At 35.7% G+C, this 23421-nt stretch carries 26 protein-coding genes and 1 riboswitch; of the genes, 22 read left to right on the forward strand and 4 right to left on the reverse strand.

The genetic code is table 11. From position 1 onward, the window contains the following. Positions 1–107: 107 nt before the first annotated feature. The 10 genes from abc-f to AMET_RS07200 all read left to right on the forward strand — a co-directional run bounded on the left by abc-f (position 108) and on the right by AMET_RS07200 (position 9906). On the forward strand, positions 108–2009 hold the full coding sequence (gene abc-f / locus AMET_RS07155; protein ID WP_012062691.1) for a ribosomal protection-like ABC-F family protein: 1902 nt from the start codon (positions 108–110) through the stop codon (positions 2007–2009). A 382-nt stretch (positions 2010–2391) separates the two neighbouring features. Continuing rightward, positions 2392–2970: a GNAT family N-acetyltransferase gene (locus tag AMET_RS07160; RefSeq protein WP_012062692.1), complete on the forward strand. Its 579-nt coding sequence runs from the start codon at positions 2392–2394 to the stop codon at positions 2968–2970. 68 nt (positions 2971–3038) lie between these two features. Next, positions 3039–3635, forward strand: a complete 597-nt coding sequence (locus tag AMET_RS07165; RefSeq protein WP_012062693.1) for a DJ-1/PfpI family protein — start codon at positions 3039–3041, stop codon at positions 3633–3635. 211 nt (positions 3636–3846) lie between these two features. Continuing rightward, a complete protein-coding gene (locus AMET_RS07170) occupies positions 3847–4134 on the forward strand; it encodes a hypothetical protein (RefSeq protein WP_198135404.1) in 288 nt (95 codons plus the stop codon). Further along, a complete protein-coding gene (locus tag AMET_RS07175) occupies positions 4116–4628 on the forward strand; it encodes a GNAT family N-acetyltransferase (protein ID WP_012062695.1) in 513 nt (170 codons plus the stop codon). The genes AMET_RS07170 and AMET_RS07175 overlap by 19 nt, the downstream gene beginning before the upstream one ends. A 162-nt stretch (positions 4629–4790) precedes the next feature. Next, entirely contained in the window at positions 4791–5168 is a 378-nt protein-coding gene (locus tag AMET_RS07180) for a hypothetical protein (protein ID WP_012062696.1), read from the forward strand. A gap of 208 nt (positions 5169–5376) precedes the next feature. Next, positions 5377–6051 carry a response regulator transcription factor gene (locus AMET_RS07185; RefSeq protein ID WP_012062697.1) on the forward strand — a complete coding sequence of 225 codons (675 nt, stop codon included), beginning with the start codon at positions 5377–5379 and terminating at the stop codon, positions 6049–6051. Next, the gene (locus AMET_RS07190; RefSeq protein WP_012062698.1) at positions 6048–7076 is read left to right on the forward strand and encodes a sensor histidine kinase; all 1029 of its coding nucleotides are present in this window, start codon (positions 6048–6050) and stop codon (positions 7074–7076) included. The genes AMET_RS07185 and AMET_RS07190 overlap by 4 nt, the downstream gene beginning before the upstream one ends. A 92-nt stretch (positions 7077–7168) precedes the next feature. Continuing rightward, the gene (locus AMET_RS07195; protein WP_012062699.1) at positions 7169–7927 is read left to right on the forward strand and encodes an ABC transporter ATP-binding protein; all 759 of its coding nucleotides are present in this window, start codon (positions 7169–7171) and stop codon (positions 7925–7927) included. After that, positions 7924–9906 (forward strand): ABC transporter permease, encoded by a 1983-nt coding sequence (locus tag AMET_RS07200; RefSeq protein WP_012062700.1) that lies wholly within the window; start codon positions 7924–7926, stop codon positions 9904–9906. Before AMET_RS07195 ends, AMET_RS07200 begins: the two co-directional genes overlap by 4 nt. Positions 9907–10098: 192 nt before the next feature. On the opposite strand, the gene prxU is transcribed toward AMET_RS07200, so the two are convergent. Further along, positions 10099–10818: a thioredoxin-dependent peroxiredoxin gene (prxU, locus tag AMET_RS24895; RefSeq protein ID WP_083760882.1), complete on the reverse strand. Its 720-nt coding sequence runs from the start codon at positions 10816–10818 to the stop codon at positions 10099–10101. A gap of 240 nt (positions 10819–11058) precedes the next feature. On the opposite strand from prxU, the gene AMET_RS07215 reads away from it, so the two are divergent. The 12 genes from AMET_RS07215 to AMET_RS07270 all read left to right on the forward strand — a co-directional run bounded on the left by AMET_RS07215 (position 11059) and on the right by AMET_RS07270 (position 20965). Continuing rightward, the gene (locus AMET_RS07215; RefSeq protein WP_012062703.1) at positions 11059–11409 is read left to right on the forward strand and encodes a DUF134 domain-containing protein; all 351 of its coding nucleotides are present in this window, start codon (positions 11059–11061) and stop codon (positions 11407–11409) included. A 52-nt stretch (positions 11410–11461) separates the two neighbouring features. Then, positions 11462–11830 carry a NifB/NifX family molybdenum-iron cluster-binding protein gene (locus AMET_RS07220; protein ID WP_012062704.1) on the forward strand — a complete coding sequence of 123 codons (369 nt, stop codon included), beginning with the start codon at positions 11462–11464 and terminating at the stop codon, positions 11828–11830. Continuing rightward, positions 11817–12689, forward strand: coding sequence for a nucleotide-binding protein (locus AMET_RS07225; RefSeq protein WP_012062705.1), 873 nt, complete (start codon positions 11817–11819; stop codon positions 12687–12689). The genes AMET_RS07220 and AMET_RS07225 overlap by 14 nt, the downstream gene beginning before the upstream one ends. Beyond that, positions 12667–13527, forward strand: coding sequence for an ATP-binding protein (locus AMET_RS07230; RefSeq protein WP_012062706.1), 861 nt, complete (start codon positions 12667–12669; stop codon positions 13525–13527). Before AMET_RS07225 ends, AMET_RS07230 begins: the two co-directional genes overlap by 23 nt. Before the next feature lie 34 nt (positions 13528–13561). Further along, entirely contained in the window at positions 13562–13918 is a 357-nt protein-coding gene (locus AMET_RS07235) for a NifB/NifX family molybdenum-iron cluster-binding protein (RefSeq protein ID WP_012062707.1), read from the forward strand. Between the two features lie 8 nt (positions 13919–13926). Beyond that, positions 13927–14397: an HAD family hydrolase gene (locus tag AMET_RS07240; RefSeq protein WP_012062708.1), complete on the forward strand. Its 471-nt coding sequence runs from the start codon at positions 13927–13929 to the stop codon at positions 14395–14397. A 474-nt stretch (positions 14398–14871) separates the two neighbouring features. Then, on the forward strand, positions 14872–15621 hold the full coding sequence (locus AMET_RS07245) for an SIR2 family NAD-dependent protein deacylase (protein WP_012062709.1): 750 nt from the start codon (positions 14872–14874) through the stop codon (positions 15619–15621). A 310-nt stretch (positions 15622–15931) separates the two neighbouring features. Further along, positions 15932–16020, forward strand: a riboswitch (cyclic di-GMP riboswitch). A gap of 153 nt (positions 16021–16173) precedes the next feature. Next, complete coding sequence (locus AMET_RS07250) at positions 16174–17736, forward strand: methyl-accepting chemotaxis protein (RefSeq protein WP_049765232.1); 1563 nt, start codon at positions 16174–16176, stop codon at positions 17734–17736. 115 nt (positions 17737–17851) lie between these two features. Continuing rightward, positions 17852–19420: an IS21 family transposase gene (istA, locus tag AMET_RS07255; protein ID WP_049765184.1), complete on the forward strand. Its 1569-nt coding sequence runs from the start codon at positions 17852–17854 to the stop codon at positions 19418–19420. After that, positions 19408–20151 (forward strand): IS21-like element helper ATPase IstB, encoded by a 744-nt coding sequence (gene istB / locus AMET_RS07260; protein WP_012062302.1) that lies wholly within the window; start codon positions 19408–19410, stop codon positions 20149–20151. The genes istA and istB overlap by 13 nt, the downstream gene beginning before the upstream one ends. 24 nt (positions 20152–20175) lie before the next feature. Next, complete coding sequence (locus tag AMET_RS07265; protein WP_041720379.1) at positions 20176–20364, forward strand: hypothetical protein; 189 nt, start codon at positions 20176–20178, stop codon at positions 20362–20364. 52 nt (positions 20365–20416) lie between these two features. After that, positions 20417–20965, forward strand: a complete 549-nt coding sequence (locus tag AMET_RS07270; RefSeq protein WP_041720473.1) for a methyl-accepting chemotaxis protein — start codon at positions 20417–20419, stop codon at positions 20963–20965. Between the two features lie 101 nt (positions 20966–21066). Here the strand turns inward: AMET_RS07270 and AMET_RS07275 are convergent, their stop codons facing one another. The 3 genes from AMET_RS07275 to AMET_RS07285 form a co-directional block, all read right to left on the reverse strand. Then, positions 21067–21648, reverse strand: a complete 582-nt coding sequence (locus AMET_RS07275) for a DJ-1/PfpI family protein (RefSeq protein WP_012062710.1) — start codon at positions 21646–21648, stop codon at positions 21067–21069. A 362-nt stretch (positions 21649–22010) separates the two neighbouring features. After that, positions 22011–22823, reverse strand: coding sequence for an IS1634 family transposase (locus tag AMET_RS07280; protein WP_157047185.1), 813 nt, complete (start codon positions 22821–22823; stop codon positions 22011–22013). Next, on the reverse strand, positions 22784–23236 hold the full coding sequence (locus AMET_RS07285; protein WP_083760884.1) for a DUF4277 domain-containing protein: 453 nt from the start codon (positions 23234–23236) through the stop codon (positions 22784–22786). Before AMET_RS07285 ends, AMET_RS07280 begins: the two co-directional genes overlap by 40 nt. Positions 23237–23421 lie beyond the last annotated feature (185 nt).

Below are 23421 nucleotides of genomic sequence, written 5' to 3' on the forward strand. Positions count from 1 at the left end.
CTATGATTGGTAGCGGATAGCGCCAATATGTAGATAAATATCCTTTGTAAGATAAAGCCTAGGTAAAACTTTCTTACCTAGGCTTATTTTTCAAAGGAGAGATAAAAATGATAGAAGTATCTTTAAATGGTGTGGGAAAATATTATGGAGCTAATCAGGTATTAAAGAATATTGAATTTCAAATATTGAAGGGCGAAAGAGTCGGAATGGTTGGCAGAAATGGAACGGGTAAAACAACTATATTTAAAATCATATCAGGTGTAGAAAAATGTGATGGTGGCGTTTTTTCCATTAGAAAGGGCGCTCAAATTGGATGGTTAGAACAAACACCTGAATATCTTCTGGAGTTCAAGGTGATTGACGTGTTAAACATGGCCTTTCATAAAGAACTGAGTATTCAGCAGTCTATAAGGGAACTTGAAGAAAAAATGTGTTTTGCTAAGGGAAAAGATCTGGAGTTGATCATGGGAAAATATGCTGAACTCCAGGAAGCATTTGAAAGTCAAGGTGGATACAATATAGAGGAAAAGCGTAGTAAGATATGCGAGGGTTTGGGAATCGGTGAAAAGTTTAAAAATATGCAATTTAATGATTTAAGTGGTGGAGAGAAAACCTCGGTGCTTTTAGGAAAGATCCTACTGGAGGAACCAGATATACTACTTTTAGATGAGCCTACAAATCATCTTGACATAGAGTCAATTGAATGGTTAGAGGCATTCTTAGTAGCGTATAAAGGAACGGTTATCATCATATCCCATGATAGGTACTTTCTAGACCGAGTTGTCAATAAAATAGTCGAGATTGAAGTTGGTAGGGCATCTACCTATTTAGGTAATTACTCCTTGTATATGGAAGAAAAAGAAAGGTTATACCTTGAAGAATTAAAGAGGTACGAAAATCAACAGAAGAAAATTAAGTCTATGGAAGAATCAATTAAAAAATTAAAAGATTGGGCAAATAGAGGAGATAGTGAAAAGCTTTTTAGAAGAGCCTTTAGCATGGAAAAAAGGCTAGATAAGATGGAGAAAGTGGATAGACCTACAACGGATCATGACAAAATGAAACTAGCCCTGTCATCCCAGGAAAGATCTGGCCAAGACGTTGTATGGGTAGAAGGTTTATATAAAGCCCTAGAAGAAAAGATTTTATTTAATGATCTGAGCTTTTATCTCAGAATCGGAGAAAAAGTAGCCATAATAGGAAAAAATGGCAGCGGTAAATCGACTTTTATCAAAACACTATTAGGTGAAGTCTCTTCAGATACTGGAGATGTTAAAATTGGGGCCAATGTAAAAATAGGTTACCTGCAACAGGAGGTCTATTTTAATAGCGAAGAGCATACTGTTTTAGAAGCTTTTAGAGAAAGCTATGTATGCACTGAAGGAGAGGCAAGGGGAATACTAGCCAGGTTTTTATTTTATAGTGACGATGTTTTCAAGAAAGTGAGCAACTTGTCCGGTGGAGAACGGAGTAGACTTCGTCTTTGTCAGCTTATGTATGAAGATGTTAATACCTTGATAATGGATGAGCCAACAAATCATTTGGATATTATGGGACGGGAGATGTTGGAAGAAGCTTTACTAGGGTTCAAAGGAACAATTATGTTTATTTCTCATGATAGATATTTTATTAATAGACTGGCAACAAGAGTAGTTGAGCTTTGCAACAAAGACTTGGTCAGCTACTTAGGGAACTATGATTATTATACAGAGAAAAAACGAACTGAAAAGCCATTAGTTGAGTCTAGAGTCCTAAGGGACACCACACATACAAAATCAACGAAGAGCCCAAAGGGGGATTTAAACAACACGTCCACAAAACTAAATAGCAAAAAGCTTAAAGAAATTGAGGAAGAAATAAATAAAATTGAGGCATTAGTCTCTGCTAAAGAAGAAGAAATCAATGCAAATGCCACAGATTTTAATCGATTAAAGGATCTATATCTTGAAAAAACCACCCTTGAAACCAGCCTTAATAAACTTCTTGATGAGTGGATTGGATTAAAGTAACACCTTCACAAAGGGAAACGTCATTCCAGGTCTATTCACAGCCGGTGAAATGGCAAACAGGCCATTCTACGGTAGAGTATACATGAGTGGTTCAGCGCTACAAATTTGCTGCTACCACTGGTAGAATTGCTGCACAATCAGCCACAAAATAGCTTATGAATCCCCCTTTGAAAGCATAGATTTAATAAACCAAATGAATTAATAAGAAATCTTTCCTACGTAAATCGGAGGAAGGATTTTTTTTATTTATAAATTAAAAGGAATTTAAGGGAAATAATTGAAATTAAAATAGATGAATACAAGTGATTCATTCTTATGAAGCTTCATTAATTAATATGATCCTACTTATAAGTGACCTGTTTGAAGGAGGAGAGAAAATCAAATGATGAATATTTCAATACATAGACCAACTGCAATAGACTATGAAGAACTTACTGAATTATTTAGAGTAGTCATTACCGATACCATGGAAAAAGAAGGTCTTGGAGGCTATGATGAACAGATAAATAGTGAAGTGAAAGAGAAAAAGAAATTTCTAGAAGAGGATGTGGAATCAAATGGAGAAGAGCGATTTTTCCTTGTGGCACGATATCGAGAGAAGATTGTTGGAACCGTAGCCTATGGTCCCTGTGGTGAGGCAATCAAAAACTGTTCTAAAGGTAAGTATAATCATATGGGAGAAATCGGCACAGTTTTTATATTACCACAATATCAGGATAAAGGAATTGGTTCCCTACTATTAAATTCAATGTACTTAGCGCTAATGGGTATGAATGTAGAAGAATTTTGTCTTGACAGTGGCTATACCAAAGCCAAACAAATTTGGTGCAAGAAGTTAGGAGAACCAAATATCATCAAGAAGAACTACTGGGGAGAAGGGTATGATCATTTCATTTGGCATCGGAAGCTAAAAGAGATAACCATTACCTTCGATAGTCCCTCTACACATAGATCTCAATAGCCATTTCCATGAAATTAAGAGATTTTTAAATTTTATTGCTGAAGTATCTAATTTAGAGGGGGAGACATATGGAAAATAAACAATGGAAAGTTGGAATCTTGATTTTTGACGATGTAGAAGTTTTAGATTTTGCGGGGCCTTTTGAGGTTTTTTCTGTAACAACCATAGCAAATCAAATGAATCCTTTTCATGTTAGCACTATATCAGAGAAAGGAAATATGATTACTGCAAGAAATGGTTTAAGAGTTCAGCCAGATTATAGTTTTGAAGATATGCCTCAATTAGATATTTTAATTATTCCCGGTGGATTAGGCGCTAGAGAGCGAGAAATACATAATGATACTTTGATAAGATGGATATCAAACCAAATTGAGAAAGTTGAACTTATGACATCTGTATGTACCGGGGCTTTATTATTAGCTAAAGCAGGTTTACTTAGAGGTAAAAAAGCAACTACTCATTGGGCTAGTCTTGAAAGATTACAAAGGGAATTTCCTGAAATTTATGTGCAACATGGTGTAAAGTTTGTTGATGAAGGAAATATTGTTACCTCAGGAGGTATTTCTGCAGGAATTAACATGTCGTTTCATATAGTCAAGAGATTGTTAGGTTCTGAGATTGCAAGACAAACTGCTAAAAGAATGGAGTATGACATAACGATATAGGTTTAGGTACCCATGTAGAAAGTCGATGGATTGATGGTGTGAAGTTTCTTTACAATTATGATGAAAATAATAAATTTGAACATGTTGGAGAATTACTGGGAGTAATATACCTATCATATGAAAATTATCGAAATTTCGATGCAAGCAATTGATTCTCAACATGATTTGAAAGGGGTGCTGCTTAATGGAGTGTCCATATTGCAATAAACAAATGAGATTAAGAAATACCGAAACAGATAATTTGTTGAGCTGGACCCCTGAGGGAGAAAGCAGAAGTAGTATATCAAGATGGGCAATGAGTCCCAATTGGGTTTTAGAGGTATATAACTCAAATCAAGCTTTTCTTTTATCTTATATGGATAGAAAAGAAGTAAGTATCCAATGGTTAAGAAAAGAGCAAGAAGAAATGAAAGGTACCAATTTTAAAACTTTAGTAGTGAAAGAAAATCGCAATGATGCTATAATGCGGAGGAGAAAAATATGGAGAAAGATAAGATGATAAAAGTTAGAAGGGCTGATGCAAAGGATGCCAAGGAGTATTTAATGTTTTTACATAAGTTAGATTCTGAAACAAGCTTTATGTTATATGAACCAGGGGAAAGAGACACAAATGAAGAAGATTTAAAAAGAAAAATTCATGAAACCAATGAAAATTCTTTGCTACTGGTAGCTGAAAGCCGGGAAAAAATAGTTGGCTTTCTATCAGCTGACAGGGAACATGTAAACAGGATTAAACATAGTGCCTATATCGTCATTGGTGTTAGGCAAAGCTTCAGGGGAAAAGGAGTTGGAAAAAGGCTATTTGAAGAATTAGACAAATGGGCAATGGAAAATGGAATTATTCGGCTTGAATTAACCGTTATGATCAATAATGAAAATGGCATTACACTTTATAGAAAAATGGGATTTAGGGTAGAGGGTATTAAAGAAAAATCTTGTTTAGTTAAGGGGGAACTGGTAGACGAATATTATATGGCAAAAATATTAAGATAAAGGGTCATAAATGAAAGAAAAGCACGTAATAAAGATATTATCCAAAGTAATAAGCTGTACTAAATAGTCTTCCTATCAAAAACATTTGGTTATTAGAGTGGACCACTCTATCTATAGACAAGTTATTTAGTAAGAATCCAATTTCATTAGGCTGAACCCTTGATGATGTTCTTGAATAAAACCACACAGGGTACCCCAATTATAGTAGAAAATGAAAATCTTGTCTTTGATTTCTCTGGTTCCAGTGAATTTAGCTATAGCATTGAAGGCAGGGTGACTGCAACCTATGAAATGCATAACCCAACAAATGACCTCCAATCTGTACAAATGGCATTTCCCTTTGTAGGAAGGTTAGATAGTCTTTTACCAGAGGATATCGTCATAACTGTTGATGATAGCATGGTGCCCTACGAAATATATATCAGGGATGTCGTTGAAAGTCAAGGATATGTCCAGCAAGAGGACCGAGAAATAAATTTTGATTTTCAAAGGATTGTGAGTACCATCACAAAGGAGACTTATAAAGGCGAAAACTTTTAAATAAATCCGAATCATGATGATTGTGGACGTTAAGGAAAAATCACCCAACAGGGAGGTCACTGAAAAAGTCATATAATTATGATTTTTTTCAGTGGCCTTGCATTTTCATGATTTTTATTTTAAAGAAGGGAACATGAGACATCATAGCGAATACGAAACAAAGTGAATATAATTGTCAATCCTAAGATTAAGTGGAGTGTGAAGTGAAATGTATAAAATATTAATTATAGAGGACGATGATACCATCTCTTCAATCATTAAAGATAATTTAGAAAAATGGGGGTATCAAACTATAAAGGTTTTAGACTTTAGTAATATTCTTGCAAATTATACCTCCTTTGAACCTCATCTCGTGTTAATGGATATTAATCTACCCTATTATGATGGTTTTTATTGGTGTGCAAAGATTAGAGAACTGTCTAATATCCCTATCGTGTTTATTTCTTCTCGGGATACCGATGGAGATAAAATACGAGCCATAGCACAGGGAGGAGATGATTATATCGAAAAGCCCTTTTCCATGGACTTACTCATTGCAAAAATACAGGCAACACTACGACGGTCATATTCATACAGTGACCAAACCCTAAATGTACTGCAGTACCGTGATCTAATTTTAAATGTAGAGCGGCTGGAAGTATTTTGTGGTAAAAGGGAAATCGAGCTGACTCCCAATGAATGCAAGATAGTAACTTTGTTGATTAGAAACCATGGTAATATTGTTACCCGGACACGTCTGATGAAGGCTTTATGGGATGATGAAAGCTTTGTGGATGATAATACCCTCACGGTCAATATCAATCGCTTGCGTAGAAAATTAGAAGAAATTGGACTTGAAGGATATGTAAAGACCATTAAAGGGGAAGGATATCGATTAATATGAATTTTATAGAATATGTAAAAGAAAGATGGATCACCTATTTATATATCATGCTAGCCTTCACATTCTCTCTAGTAGTTTACTTATTAGACAAAAGTTTTAATATTAGTCAGTCAAATGCCAATTATATCATGACGGGATGGGGTTTGCTATTTATGACCTTTGTAGCACTCGATTATGGGATTTTTAATTCTCGGGTAAAAAGGTTTATGCGGTATTGTGATTTAAAGGCTTCTTTTGAGGAGTTGGATGACTTTGCATATCCTACAGATAAGATATATGCAGCACTTGTACATAACTTAGTAGTGGAGTATGAACAGTACAAGGCGGATATAGATACGAAAGCAACAGAGGAACTGGAATTTATTACAAAGTGGATCCATGATGTGAAGGTACCCATCTCTGCTGCTAGATTGACATTAGAAAATCATGAGCATGATCTCTCTAGAGACTTGTATCAAAGTATTGATACAGAAATGTTTGCCATAGAAGAGTCAGTACAGCGGGTTTTTTATGAACTGAAAAGCAATCGATTTTATGATGACTATAAAATTCAAAAGGTGAGTACTAAAAGACTCATTGCCCATGCCCTCAAGGGATATTCAAACTTTTTTAGCTATAATAAGATCCAAATTTCCATTGAAGGAGAGATGTATCAAGTTTTGACAGATGAAAAATGGAGCGGATATATCTTATCTCAAATCATATCTAATGCTGTGAAATATACGCCATATGGTGGGCACATCATCATCAATGCAAGAAAGAATGATAATGAAATTACCTTATCGATAAAAAATAGTGGCAAGGGTATTTTAGGGAAGGATATAGGGCAAGTATTCAATAAGGGATATACATCATCAGAAAATAGAAGTGGAATGAAGGCCACGGGCTATGGATTATATTTATCAAAAAAACTGAGCAATATGCTAGGACATCGGTTAACGGCGGAATCTCAATATGGTGAATATGCCATCTTTAACTTAACATTTATCGAAAATGAAACCATACATCATGTGACGAAAATGTAAGATACACATTCAAATTGTAAGCTAATTCAATTCATCAATTCTCCATGCTAAGATATAATAATCTCATAATAAAGAACATGGAGGTTGAAAAAATGCAAATAATAAAGGCAGAAAATATCAGCAAAACATATGGAAGTAAGAAAAATGCTAAGCAATATAGGGCTCTAAAGAGCATAAGCTTTGAAGTAAATGAAGGGGAATTTATTGGTGTCATGGGGGCATCTGGGTCTGGAAAAACAACACTGCTTAACATACTAGGTAGTATTGATAAACCAACAAGCGGTAAATTTATAATGGATGGTCATGACATTGCAACACTTAATAAAAATCAGCTTGCTAAGCACAGAATGGAAAATATTGGTTTTATCTTTCAAGACTATAATTTGCTTGAAACCATGACACTTAAAGAAAATATTATTTTACCATTAGCATTGAGGGGGATCAAGGCAAATGTCATGGAGGAGAAGCTTTTTAACTTTGCCAGAGATTTAGGAATTATGGAAGTGCTAGATAAATATCCTTATGAAGTTTCTGGAGGAGAGCAGCAACGGGCTGCAGCATGTCGTGCCCTGATTACAAATCCAAAGATGATTCTTGCGGATGAACCCACAGGTAATCTTGACTCAAAATCAGGAAAAGAGCTGCTCAACCTTTTAACATTTATAAACAAAGAATATAAAGCCACGATTCTATTGGTAACCCATGATGTCTTTGCCGCAAGCTATTGTCAGAAAATCATGTTTATCCGCGATGGAGAGATACACAATGAATTGTATGCAGGAGATAATAAAAAACAATTTTTTGATGCCATTATTGATGTGATGAGTGTTATTGGAGGTGAGGAAAAGTGAATTTGACCTCATTAGCCATTCGAAACATAAAGAGGAATTTAAAAAAATATATGATGTATTTTTTTTCCCTAACATTTAGTGTATTTACGGCATATTCATTTCTTGCTTTGATTCAGAATCAACAAGTTATGACGGCTTTTACCTATGATATTAGATATCGGTCAATGCTGTCAACTTTTGGTGTCATCATCATGGTATTTGTAATGTTCTTTTTAATAAATTCCAATAACAGCTTTATAAAAGCAAGAAAGAAAGAGATTTCTACCTATGCCTTGTTTGGCATGAAAAATGGAAAGATAGGGAAGCTGCTTTTCGTGGAGACCATGATAGTTGGTTTTACAGCTCTTGTTATGGGAATAGGTACAGGTATATTCTTTTCAAAATTGACAGCAATGATTCTATTGAATATCTCCTTGGCTGCCTTTACTGGTGATATTAGCTTTACTGTGGATTTAAAGGCCATTTATACAACTATTGTGCTATTTATATCCATATTCTCTATAATGGGCTTAACAGGTCTGAGAGTGATTAATAAATTTGAATTAGTGGATTTATTTAAGGCTGATGAAATATCAGAGGGTAAGTCTGAAGGCTCAACCACCCTATTAATTTTATCCCTTATATTGATTGGGACGGGCTATTATTTAGCTGCCAGTGGCGATCCGCAGCGGGTTGTGATGGCTGCCATCCCTATATTACTTCTTGTTATTACAGGAACTTATCTATTTTTCTGGGGCGGATTACCCAAGGTTTTAAACTTGATGAAAAGGAATAAAAATAGTTACTATCAAGGTGTTAATCTCATATCTACTTCAGCATTTTCTCATAGAATGAGATCCATTGGATCTTTGATGGCCACCATTGCAGTATTATCTGCCGTTGCCACTACTGCAATTGCAACGGGATTTACACTTTACACAAATATAGAAAAAGACACATATGATACCATTGGTTATGATATATATTTCTATGGGGGGCAAGAAATAGTGATGGAGGATATATATGCCGCCTTTGAAAAAAACGGTGTTAAAATCACAGGCGAATATACTACTGATCGATACACATCAGCTCCCGAGATGGAAAGAGTGGATGTAGGTGGTAATCAGTATATATCTAGTGAAGAAAATTACTTTAGGGTATATTCTGAATCTATTTACAACAACTTAATTTCTTTATCAAAAAGTGAATTAAAGCCTACTGATATAAACCCTGGTGAAGCAATGTATGTACATCAATATATGACCACGCCAGCTATTAATAAAGGGATTGAAAATGGGATTGTGGAACAAAAATTGACTTTCTCTAATCAAGATATACAAATAACTAAGACACTGCGTTCGGGGATCCTTGCCTTTGGGGCATTGCATACCATTATCTTAAATGACGATGATTTTGATGCACTTCTTCAAAGTGGAGACATTTCAAATCTTAATGAAAATGGAACGCCTTATGATCAGGTGACTGTATTCAATTACGAAAATCCTTTGCAATCTCATGAATTAAGTGGTGAATTAACACAAATACTGTCGGGTAAAGTAGGAAGCTTTAGAATTGCATATAATCATTACACTGAGTCTCTAGAAATTTTTGGTCTCGTATGCTTTATTGGCTTTTTTATGAGTGCTGTATTTATATTGATGACAGCAAGTCTTTTATATTTTAAGCAAGTCATGGCAGCAGAGGAAGAACGACATCAATATATAATTTTAAGAAAAATTGGTATGAATAGTGAGGTTGAGAAAACGGTCATTGCCAAGAGATTACTTCCCGTTTTTTTGATTCCCCTTGTGATGGGTATTGTCCATAGTATATTTGCCATGAAGACCGCTGACACCATTGTATTTTCCAACATAATACCTGTTGAAAATTCTTATTTAACCGTTCTTGCCTTTTCAGCTGTGATGTACGGTGCATATGCAATGGTATATGGAATATTTTACTTTATAACAAAGGAACAATATTCCAAAATCGTTAGGTAGTAGATTTCTTTAGTAAAGCAAGTATTAGTAAAAGAGGAATTCATGGTTGATTATCGAAAACCATGATGAGATAGAGAAGATGTACATTAAAATATATGTTCAAATCATAGGATACAGGTAATAAAATCACGCTGGGTCTCGGACCCCGCGTGATTTCATTGGAGCGGGTTTGAACCCACCATGTACTATATATTAATCTTCAAATGCCTCGCTGACCTTCCAAACCTTCCACACATTACCCACAAGATCTGGTCCAGGCTTCAAGGTTGTTTTTCCTGGTTTCCAGCCGGAAGGGGCAACCTCTCCACCCTTTGTTTCTCTGACTAATTGAAACGCCTTGACTTGTCTGATAGACTCTTCTACATTTCTTCCCACAGGTGGTGTCAGTACTTCATATCCTTGAACGTTGCCATCTGGATCTATTATAAATCTTCCCCTTGTCTCTACGCCACTATCCTCATCATATATGCCATACATTTTTCCGATTCTGCCATCTTGGTCGGATAGCATCGGATAAGGGATATCCTTATCAATCATTTTGGATAATTCATGATCATTCCACATTTTGTGGACGAATACAGAGTCTACACTCATGGATAAAACCTGTACATCTAAGGCTTTAAGCTCTGGATATTTTTCAGCAACTGCTGAAATTTCTGTTGCTCAGACAAAGGTGAAGTCTCCTGGATAAAAACATAATAATACCCATTTTCCTTTATAATCTTCTAAACTGACATTGACAAATTTCCCCTCATGAAAAGCTGGGGCAGTAAACAATGGTGCTGGTTTTCCTACTCTTATCATATTTTGCTCCTCCTCTTTTTTCTCAGTTTTTACTGTTTCATGTACATTTTCTTCTGGTTTTGCCATCAATTCTGGCCTTACACAACCTGCTTTGATTTCTTCAGTCAAAAATACACCTCCCATTATTTTTTCAAATAGCAATCACACTCATTATAGATATTCTTGATTAAAAAATACCCATTAAATGACTTTTAAACCCAGGTAATAGGAAGAATTTTCAAAATAGCATCGTGATTCAATAAATATAAAGAGCATATGCCTAAAATGGTTGTTGACATATGCCCAAAATGGAGTATAATTAAAACCATAAAAGGCATATGCCTATAATGATAAGGGGGATTTTTACAAATGCCAAGGCCAAAAAAATGGAGAAAAGTATGTTGTTTACCGGAAAGCAATTTATTTGGACCATTAACACCACATTATCGTGACCGTGAAATCATTATGATGACCGTTGAAGAATATGAAGCGGTTCGCTTGATTGATTTAGAAGGCATGAATCAGGAAGAATGTGCTGAAAAAATGAATGTGGCTCGAACCACAGCTCAGAGGATTTATAATGATGCTAAAAAGAAAATTGCTGATGCACTAGTTAATGGGAAAATAATTAAGATTGAAGGAGGAGATTACAAGCTTTGCAGCGATAGTGAACCCATGTATGAATGTGGAGGATGCCGAAGACATAGCTGTGGTACCTAAGAAAATCCATTGATGATTGTGATGAGATCGAAATAATAGAGGAGGAATTCTAATGAAAATAGTAATGCCAGTAGATGATAAAACAATGGAAACCAGTGTATGCCAATCCTTTGGCCGTACACCTTACTTCTTAATTTATGAGACAGAGACCAAAGAACATACTTTTATTGATAATAGTGGAGCAGCTAGTCAAGGTGGTGCAGGGATCAAAGCGGCACAGGTGATTGTAGATCAAAAGGCAGAAGTATTATTGACACCAAGATGTGGAGAAAATGCAGCAGAAGTTATTAAAGCAGCCAATATTTCTATTTATAAAACCATGAACCAATCGGTTCAAAATAATATCAACGCATACAATACGGGGACGTTACCCTTGCTAACAGAAATCCATGCAGGATTCCATAATCATGGAGGGAACTAAAATAAAAATAGCAGTGCTCAGTGGTAAAGGAGGCACTGGAAAAACACTTGTAGCGGTCAACTTGGCAGCCATAGCTAAAAACTCTGTTTACATAGATTGTGATGTGGAAGAGCCTAATGGCCACTTGTTTTTTAAGCCTGAACAGCTAAAACGGCATGATATTTCTGTGAAAATTCCAGTTGTAGATGAAAAGCTTTGCACTGGATGTCGTAGCTGTGTGGCGTTTTGCAAGTTCAATGCATTGGCTTACATCAATCATAAACTGATGGTTTTTGATGAAATTTGTCATTCTTGTGGTGGTTGCAGCTTGTTTTGTCCAGAAAAAGCTTTATCCGAAAGGGAAAAGGTAATTGGAGTGGTTCAAAATGGAAAATCTGAAGATGTCAGGGTCATTTCAGGAATTATGAATGTAGGGGAAACATCAGGTGTTCCAATAATCAAAGAGATATTGAAATATGCTAATGAATATCAAGACATTACGGTAATAGACTGCCCACCGGGGAGTGCCTGCACCGTAATGGAAAGCATAAAAGATGCTGATTATTGTATTTTAGTAGCAGAACCAACTTTGTTTGGGGTTCATAATTTGAATATGGTGCATGACTTGGTAACGCTTTTTAATAAACCATATGGGGTGGTGTTGAATAAATGTGTTCAAAGCGAAAATCCAGCTGAAACCTATTGTACTGAAAAGAATATCAACGTTTTAGGTAAAATTCTTTTTGACAATGAACTGGGGACAATTAATTCCAATGGGTTAATTGCTATTAGACAGAGCGATAAATATTTCGACGTCTTCAATCAATTGCTACACAAGGTAAGTGAGGAGGTGCAACATGAAACAGTTGTTAATCCTTAGCGGCAAAGGTGGAACAGGAAAAACCACCATGGCCACAGCATTCATCAAGCTATCCAGTGCGACAGCTTACGCTGATTGTGATGTGGATGCACCAAATCTACATTTATTGATGCATCAATCCGCAAAGGCTATAGAATCTGATTACTTTGGTATGCCAAAGGCAGAAATTAATTCTCAAATATGTGTTCAGTGTGATCTTTGTAGAGAGAATTGTCGCTTTGATGCAATCAATTTCGATGATGGCTATCATGTAGACCCATTTGTTTGTGAAGGTTGTGGTGTTTGTGAAGAACTTTGTCCTGTAGGGGCAGTATCTTTAAAGCCTGAAAAAGCAGGAGATTTAATGCTATACAAAGAAGATGTTGTCTTTTCGAGGGCCCAACTAAAAATGGGCAGTGGTACCTCTGGGATGTTGGTTACGGAAGTTAAAAAAAGCATGAAGTCTGCTGCTGAGGATGCTGAGTTCGCCATCATAGACGGCTCCCCAGGAATAGGTTGTCCAGTGATTGCGTCCCTCAGTGGTGTTGATATGGTATTAATTGTTGCAGAGCCATCCATTTCTGGAATAAGGGACATGGAACGTATTATTGAAACGGCTAGGAAGTTTCAAGCAAGAATTGCTGTTTGTACAAACAAATTTGATACCAATATAGAAATTGCTGAAAGTATAGAGGCATTTTGCAAAAAAAATAATTTGCCCTTTGTTGGGAGAGTGCCATTTGACCTAGAAGCAGTAGAAGCTATTAATAAGGGGAACAGCATTATAGACAGTGATAGTACTTCAGGTTTTGCAACAAGAGTGGTTTATAAAAGAACAATGGAATTGCTTTCTAAATAAAGTTAACGAACTTATAAACGAGGAGGAAATGAATATGAAAATTGCAGTTGCAAGTGAACAAAACAAGGTAACGGGGCATTTTGGTCATTGTGAGAACTTTAATATTTACATTGCAGAGAATAGTAAGATTGTTAAGAGTGAAACTGTAGCAAATCCAGGTCATAAACCGGGATTTTTGCCAAATTTCTTAAATGATCTTGGTGTTAACGTCATCATTTCTGGTGGGATGGGCGGTGGTGCTGTTGACATATTTAATGAAAAAGGAATTGAAGTGATTGTTGGTGCAAAGGGAGAAGCGAAAAATGCAGTGGAACTCTATTTACAAGGCCAACTGAAGTCGACAGGCTCTGTGTGTCATGAACATCAACATCATGATGATTGTAGAGATTAAGAAATCCTATGATAAGTGTTGATATACCTGGACATGGTAAAATTGAAATTAAAAATTTAGTTTTAGATTATAACGGTACCTTAGCTAAAGATGGTATTCTAATCCCTGGTGTTCCAGAATTGATAGAGGATCTTTCACATTTGGTTGATTTATATGTCATAACTGCAGACACATTTGGAAGTGTTGAATTTGAAATGAAGGGACTTCCAATAACAATTATTGGGATTGAAACAAAGGATGAAAGAGAAGCAAAGCTAGGGCTCATTCAAAAACTGAGTTCAAGGGTTACGGCTTCAATAGGAAATGGCAATAATGATGCATGGATGCTTGAGGAATCAAGAATTGGAATATGTATTATAGGAGAAGAAGGATGTTCCATGAAGGCAATGAATAGTGCAAACATAATCATAAGTGATATTAAAAATGCACTTGAACTATTCATCTATCCAAATAGACTTAAAGCAACATTGAGATTTTGATTTTGGTGATTTGGAAGGAGCATATCCTGAAAATTCAGCTCTAAGTAACTTAATACATACCAGGAACTTAGATATTGAAAGTCAAATCAAAAAAGCTGGAATTTAAATTTCAGCTTTTTTGATTCGGAGTTTAAAATTTGAGTAATGAATTCATGGAGGGTCCTATTTCTGTTTGCCAGTTCTTTAGACTGAGTATATTCACAAAAACCAATATTCTGTATGTTTATCAAAATGATTGAAGGTTATTGTTTTTTAATTAATGGATAAAAATAAAATTTAATAAATTTCGTATATTTATAGCGGGTTGGGTATATTATGAATAGATCGTTACTATGGGTAAAGAAACATAAAAGGTAGATGGAAGATGAAAAAATATCGGTAAAAATTAATGTGATAATATTCAGATATATAAAGGGAAAATGTAGAAATCATAGAAGATATATAAATAGGAAAAAAGTACTAGGAGGAATTTAAATGAGTAGTGTATTCAATGGTGAAAGGATGAAGGATGGAGTCATCAAGCTGGCTTCCTTAATTAAAAAATCTAAGGACACAGTGATCCTGACTGGAGCTGGTATGGATACGGAAAGCAATATTCCTGACTTTAGAAGTGAAAAGGGATGGTGGCGGAGTATCGATCCAAGAACCGTGGCAAACATCGATACATTTTATGAAAACTATTCATTATTTCATGAGTTCTATGACATGCGATTAAGACTTTTAGTTGGCATTCAACCTCATAAAGGACACTATATTTTATCGGATTTAGAAAAAAAGGGAATGATCAGAAGCATTGCCACACAAAATGTGGCAGGGTTACATGTAATGGCTGGAAGTCAAAATGTATATGAACTTCATGGAAACATCAGAAAAATTCGATGTAACAACTGTAATCATGAGGCGAGTTTAGAGCGTTTCTTGGCGGTAGAGACTTGTGGATCCTGTGGTGATAAAGGCCTAAGACCTAGCGTGATCCTATTTGGCGAGACCCTACCACCTAAAGCCTGGGATTCTGCCTTGCGGGATATTCAGAAGTGTGACCTTCTGATTGTAATTGGAACAAGTTTAGAAGTGTATCCTGTGAATCATCTTCCGATGCTAACAAAAGGAAAGAAAGTTTTTATCAATAATGAAGAGAGGAGTACTGACTATGCCTTTGATTTAACCATCATAGGAAAGGCAAAGGAAGTACTAGAAGCGTTGAATCATTATCTATTATTGTAGCACTTTTTATGAAAACACATCATGATCTCCAGATCAAATCGGCATAGCTTGATAATCAAAGCCTTTATTTGTGAGTCTAAAGGCTTTCTACTTATGGGATTTTCTAATAAAGGTACTCCATATAATTGATTGTTTTTTATAAATTCTAAATATTTACCCTATTTATGTTATTATGTGTTAAAATATAGAAGTGAGAAATTAGTGGAAATTTGTCGAACTAAAGCAGATCTGAATGACAACTCTTAGAAGAGTTTGAATGGCTATTAATTCCTAATGGAGGAGTAGTGGTTAAGGGAAGGCGACACAATAAACTTGATAAAGGCAAACTTATTGAAAAATAAGGACGCAAAGCTATGGATCTAAGGGGATCTTTATTCCTATGATTGCCAGGTTGCCAAAATAAAACTAGAAATCATAGAACAAGTATGATTTGTGGGGATTTGTTTATGCAGGCACCTGGGTTTTTACATAAAAAGTGGGTGTCTTTTTATGTGGTTAAATAAGAGTAAAGTAAGGAATTTTATTTAAAATAAAATATGGGGGGGTTATTAAGTGAAAAGTATTAAAACAAAATTGATTGTCTATTTTTCTGTATTAATTTTATTTGTATCTGGAAGTTTTGCCATTGTTTCTTTAACTACAGCTGGAGATGCAGTTACACAAGAAGTAGACAAAGCTCTGGGATTATTAGCAGAAGAAGGGAGCCGGATGATAAACGCTAGAATTGATACTCACTATGTATATATTGAAGGACTTTCGACTAGAGATTTGATAAGTAGTGAAGAGGCTTCTTTAGAAGAAAAATTAACTTTTCTAGAAGTAATAGTCCAACAGCGAGAAGATTATATTAGGATAGGCATTGTTGGTCAAGATGGATTTCTTCATTTTACAGATTCTTTCAGGACTGATGATACTGGGATCGACGTAAATATGAGAGACTACTTTACTGACTCCATGGCTGGTCGTAGAGGCATGATGCCTCCCACAGTTAGTATAAATCCAGCAGACAATGGATCTGTAGTCGTAGCTTTATCTGCTCCGATATATAATACCAACAATGAAGTTATAGGGGGGCTTGTGGGCATTAAAGATGCCAACTTCTTAAATGCCATTTCTGATGACATGGGTTTTGGAGACATGGGGTATGCCTTCATGATCAATGGAGAAGGTACAGTCATAGCCTATCCAGACAGAGATAGGGTAATCAATCAATGGAATCCAATTGAAGAAGTGCAGCATGCTCCCACCTTACAGTCCATGGCAGGATTATTTGAAACAATGATTGAAGAACAAACTGGTGTCAGTAGCTATCAGTTTGAAGGAAATGATCTTTATTCGGGATACGCACCTATTGAAGGTACGGATTGGATCATGGCCATTACTGCAAATGAAGAGGAAGTATTAGGTGCTATTCCAAGACTCCAAAGAAGTATTACTTTAACTGCTGTTATTATTTTAGCCATCAGTATCGCTCTTTGTTATCTAATAGGAAATTCAATTGTAAAACCAATCATTTCAACTATAAGATATTCGGAGAGAATAGCTGATTTGGATATTACAGAAGATATGCCAGAAGTATTGATGAAAAGAAAAGATGAGATTGGTTCCTTAGCAACTGCATTTCAGACTATTACGGACAACCTCAGGGTGTTTATCAGGCAAATCTCAGACACTTCTCAACAGGTAGCGGCCTCCTCTGAAGAGTTAACAGCCTCTAGTCAACAGTCAGCTACAGCAGCCGATGAAGTAGCTAGAACTATTGAGGAAATTGCTAAAGGCGCTAACGACCAAGCAAAGGATACAGAAAAGGGCGTAGAGCATATTAACGAATTAGGTGACTTAATTGAAAAAGATCAGCAATTTATCAGAAATTTAAATACTTCTGCAAATGAAGTTATTAAATTAAAGGATGACGGACTAGAAATATTAAAAGAGTTGGTGAAAAAGAGCAATACGACGAATCAATCGGCAAAGAAAGTACATGAGATTATTGTCAATACAAATGAAAGTGCAGAAAAAATAGACAGCGCTAGTCAGATGATTAAAGATATTGCAGCACAAACAAACCTATTGGCATTAAATGCAGCCATAGAAGCAGCTAGATGTAACTGGTAAAATAAAAGGGAGAGATTTTGGCAAACAAAAACGGAGAATAATTTCCAATTTACTACAATAATAATATCCCTTCTGGTAGAATTAGTTAGCTAGTGACACCAGAGGAGGAATGAAATTGAAGGAGTGGAATATGTTTGCTGAAATCCAAGGATACAAGTCCAAAGGACTGAATAAATCACAGGTAGCAAGGAGGCTGGAGATCGACTATAAAACAGTACATAAATATTGGGATATGACACCAGATGAATTTGCAAGCTTAAGACAAAGAACTGAATCTAGAGAAAGGAAGGTGGACAAATATAAGGACGAAGTCTTAGCATGGATTAGAGAACATAGGGATTTATCAAGTGCTCAAATATATGATTGGCTAGAGGAAAAATATCATGTGCTGGACTTTAAGGATAGAACTTTACGACTATATGTCAATCACTTAAGGGAAGAACATAAGCTCCCTAAAGTAGTTTCAGCAAGGCAATTTGAGGAGGTGGATGAGCTTCCTATGGGATATCAAGCACAGGTTGACCTGGGCCAAATATGGCTAGATAAACCTGACAAAACAAGAATCAAAGTATATTGCTTTGGTATGGTTTTATCCCATTCCAGACATAAATACATCTATTGGATAGACAAGCCCTTTACTACCCAGACATTCATTGAGGCCCATAATAAAGCCTTTGAATATTTTGGAGGAATGCCTAAGGAGGTTGTTTATGACCAGGACAGAGTCCTAGTGGTATCAGAAAATCATGGAGATATCATATACACAGAAGGATTTCAAAACTATATTAATTCCCTTAAGTTTAAAGTGTACCTTTGCAGGGGTTATGACCCACAGAGTAAAGGGAAAATTGAAGCCGTAGTGAAATATGCCAAGTATAATTTTGCAAAGAATAGAACATTTGTAGATATTGACTCATTTAATGATGATTCGCTGAAATGGTTAGAAAGAAGAGGTAATAAAAAAGTCCATGAAACAACAAAGAAGGTACCGGCAGAAGTGTTTGCCCTGGAAAAGGAACACTTAAAGCCAATACCCACTCTATTTGTAAACACAACTAATACAAATAGTTTAACCTATCTCGTTAGAAAAAACAATACAGTTTTTTACAAGCAAAATAGATACCAAGTCCCTACGGGAACCTATTCTCCAGGGAAAGAGGTTAAATTAATTATTAAGAAAGATACCATGGAAATTAAGAACCAAGATACAGAACAGTTAATTATTGAACATAAAATCAGTCAGGATAAAGGAAAATTAGTGAAAATAGAGCACTATGATAGGAATGAGAGTAAACACTGTACAAGTCATGAAATCTACAACAAAGTGTTAAAAAGCTTAGACCATACTGAAAAGGCTAATGAATTTGTTGATGTATTAAAAATAGAGAAGCCAAGACACTTTAAAGATCAATTTGCCCTAATAATGAATACAGTAAAAAACCAAGACAAATCAATTGTTCAAAGGGCATTAAGCTACTGTATTGAAAGGAAATTGTTTAGCGCAGGGCTCTTGAAGGATGCCATACAGTACTTAAAACTTGAAGAAAACAGACAACTAAATAAGAAGTACTTTAAAGCTGACATAACTACTCCTTCAAAATATCAGGATTTAAAGCCTCAAGTACGAGATATTAGAGAATACATGAGTGCCCTGAAGGAGGATAAAAGAAAATGGAAAAATTAGAATCAATAAAGGATCACGCTAAAAAACTCAAATTGAACTACTTAAATACCAATGCAGATTCCATCGTTGAAAATGCTGACATAAACAACATTTCATATCAGAATCTTTTACTGTCAATATTAGAAAACGAAGTCGATCTCAGAGAGAAAAAGGCCCAGGAACGCAGAGTTAAGGCTGCAGGCTTTCCGGTACTTAAGACAATAGAAGAGTTCGATCTAACCTTTCAAAGATCGATTACCCAAAGACAAATCAATAGTCTTATTGAGATGGACTGGATAGATAGAATGTATAATCTAATACTTTTAGGCCCTCCAGGGGTAGGTAAAAGCCACTTGTGTATTGCATTAGGGTACAAGGCTGTAGAGATGGGCTACAAGGTTAGCTTCACCACCATGGACAATCTGATGCACTGTTTAAAAACACAGGAGATATCAAGAAAAAGCAAAGGGAAAATCAACAATGTTTTATCTTCTAGTCTTCTGATCATCGATGAGCTAGGTTACCTCCCCATATCAAGAGAAGAAGCGAACTTGTTTTTCCAATTAATATCAGCCCTTCATGAACAAACATCGTTAATTATTACCTCCAACAAAGGGCTTGAAGATTGGACCGAGTTATTAGGGGACCCCGCTTTAACCACGGCAGTGTTAGATAGAATCACTTACAGATGTGAGCTATTTAATATGACAGGTAAGAGCTATAGATTAGAACATCGAGAATCATTGTTTTAATAGATGAAGGAGGCGATTGTGATTATGTTGTTAAGAGAGAAAGATTTAAAAAAGTATTTGTTTAGCAGAAGGATAACTATCTCTGATGGCTTAAAGCAGGAATTATTAAATGAGTATGGATCTCCTGTAGAAGATGATGAAGGTCATATTTTCGAGTATACGGAGCAAGATATTTATGAGCAAATCAGAAAAGTCATAAGAGATAAAAACTAATATTCGTTTAATAAAGTTCAGTGATTATAAGATAAATTACAAGCAGTAGTGTATGGAGAGATTTGGAAATTACTATGGAAAACTATTTGCCAAAATTTCTCCAAAAACACTTGCCAGTTACACTAGAGCAGGAGATGCAGGTAAAGGATTTGCAGTAGTAGCAGATGAAATACGAAAGTTAGCAGAACAGTCTAGTGCCTTTACAGAGGAGATTGCTACTATCATCAAAGAATTAACTGATAAAACAGGAAATGCTGTTAAGACAATGCAAGAGGTCGGTAAAATCACAAAATCTCAAACAGAAAGCGTTGAATTGACTAACGTGAAATTTAAAGGAATTGATGATGCAATAGAAGATATGAAGGGAATAATAGCAGAAATCAATGAATCAGGGCAATCAATGGAAGTTAAAAAGGATGAGATTATAAGCATTATTGAAAACCTATCCGCTATATCAGAAGAAAATGCAGCAGGAACTGAGGAAGCTGCAGCTTCAGTGGAACAACAAACTGCAGCAATGGAAGAAATCGCTAATGGCAGTGATGCATTAGCACGCTTAGCCGAGGAAATGCAAGAGAGCATCGCTAAATTTAAGTGTTAAAATACAATCAGATTTTGACGATATACAAGAAAATAATTGATATATAGTAAAAACCTCTTGGGTTCATTAAATCCCAAGGGGCTTTTTACTTATGGGGTTCTCTAATAAGGATACTCCATGTAATGAGCAGTTTCTTCAGCTTGTTCTCTTCCTAACAGTCTTTCCACCACATATAAAGACATGTCAATCCCTGCAGAAATGCCGGCTGCAGTTAAAATCTTGCCATTGTCTACAAATCTCTCGGTTCCCGTAACTGTTAAGGTCGGTTCTAGTTCTTTCAGAAGCTCTAGGCATTGATGGTGGGTTGTTGCCTTTAATCCTTTCAAAAGTCCACATTGAGCGAGGATCAAAGCCCCTGTACATACAGATAGAACGAGCTCAGCTTCCACAGAAGTATTTTTCACCCAATCTAAAAGCGGTTTTTGATTAAGCACTTCTCTAGCCCCGACACCACCAGGAATAATTAAAATTTCGATTTCAGGGCAGTCTTCCATCACATAATGAGGGTTAATGCTAAGGCCATTAACCGCCAAAACAGGACCGGATTGTGCTGCAATCGTAAAGACCTGAAAGATTCCATCTCCGCTCCGTTGTCCCGTCACAGAAAAAACCTCGAAAGGCCCAGCAAAGTCTAAGGTTTCCATCTGATCAAATATAAAAATTCCCACATTTATCTTTTTCATTTTCATTCACTCCAATTCAACTGTTCTCACTAAGGAAGTGGCTATGATACTACTTCTATTATAGTATAGCAAAAAAATGAAAAGAAAGAAAAAAACAATTATCTATTAAGTAAAATCAGTTGTAGACTTTGATGCATTGAGAGGCCATGAATTGTTTCATTGAATGACAATGGATAATTTATATCCTATATTCCGCTGAATAGATTATAAATATTTATGATTTATTTCCTGAAAATTTTAATATTAAGTAGAACCCCTGATAAATGTATTTTCAGGAATTTGGAGATATTTCAACACTTTTTTCACAGCATCTTTAAGTGGCTTAACAAAACTACGCTCCCATGGTTTATCAGGATGGCAGATCACACGAATGCGAACTGAGTAGAAAGTATCATAGATTGCTCTATTTCTAAATAATATCGATAGCCTTGGATGTTTTTAGCATCAGCCTTTTGTGATGGTCTACCACGTCTACGACGTTCTTGGCTCGTTACTTCAAACGTGATGTCATGATACTTTACTTTCTTTAAATCCTTTAACTTAATTTTATCGATTTCATTAAGGGCATCTTCTTCGCAGGCAAATTCTCGTTTAGCAAAGGTTTTAGCTAATTTAGCTATTACTTCAGCTTCTTTACCTACTGCCTTTGTAACTGTTCTTTCTTTTGTTCCTATGAGGGATTCCGAATAACAAACGGCTAATTCTAGAGGATGCCCTTGATACTCACAAGTTTTTTCCATAAGCCTATAGGTTAATGTTTGTTCTCTAGCATTTTGAATCGTGGTCACTTTTAAGTCGGACAATTGATCAGCGGCCTGCTTAATAGCCGCTTTAGCTTCTAGTATATTATCAGGCATTCGAGTAATTAGCTTGATCTTCTTTTCAGAAGCTGCAGTCAGATTATCTTTTGTGAAAAGTGCACTGTCTGCGATGTAGTAAAAATTTTCTTTGCTGACATTTAAATTATCTAGGGTTTTATCTAATTTTTTCAAAGTATCTAGATTATACGTCTTATCATCTTTATTACCTGAAAGAACTTCAGCATCAACAACAATGCCCTCAGCACAGCCAACGCCATATTTAATCTGTTTTTTATCGTTTCGTTTATCTTTACTATGACCAAAATCCATTTTGATCACCCCCAGGGTACCTTCTGGTGTTTCATAGTCTCCCACATGACTTTTGAAGTCGTATCAAAATTGATGTTCTTTATTTGAATACCGTAAAGAGTGATTGCTTTTGCTGCAATTTGAGAAAATATTCTCCGACAACCGACTGCATGAAAAAGATCAAGAAATCCTCCAAAACGATCATCGTTGATTTGTTCTAATGAAATAGGCTGATGGAAAAGTCCTTCAATGTCCTTGTCTTCATAGTATTCTTTAAGTCTATAGACAGGATGATGATCATCGCACATGTTTACCATCATCATGGCAAGAACACCATATGGAATTTCCTCGGGTCTACCCGTAGGGCTTGAAAGCGCAGTATTAATCAATACCGGCACACCAAGTGCTTCACATAGAGCTACAATAAAACCTTCTTTACCAACGTTATATGTTTCAACGATACTAGGATCAACCATCATGAGAACCTCCTGAAATATATTCTTATGATGGTATTTCGACGCAAAATTGAAAAATCCTTTTTGGAAATTTGTTACACTTTAATTCCGTTTTTTCTAATTTAAGTTAAGTGGAATGTAGGTTATAAGGTATTATAATATTGCCTCCTTAGACAGAATTTTAAGAATAATTATAAATTGTTTGTGCC

The sequence above is a fragment of the Alkaliphilus metalliredigens QYMF genome (genome assembly GCF_000016985.1).
In the GTDB taxonomy this organism is placed as follows: domain Bacteria; phylum Bacillota; class Clostridia; order Peptostreptococcales; family Natronincolaceae; genus Alkaliphilus_A; species Alkaliphilus_A metalliredigens.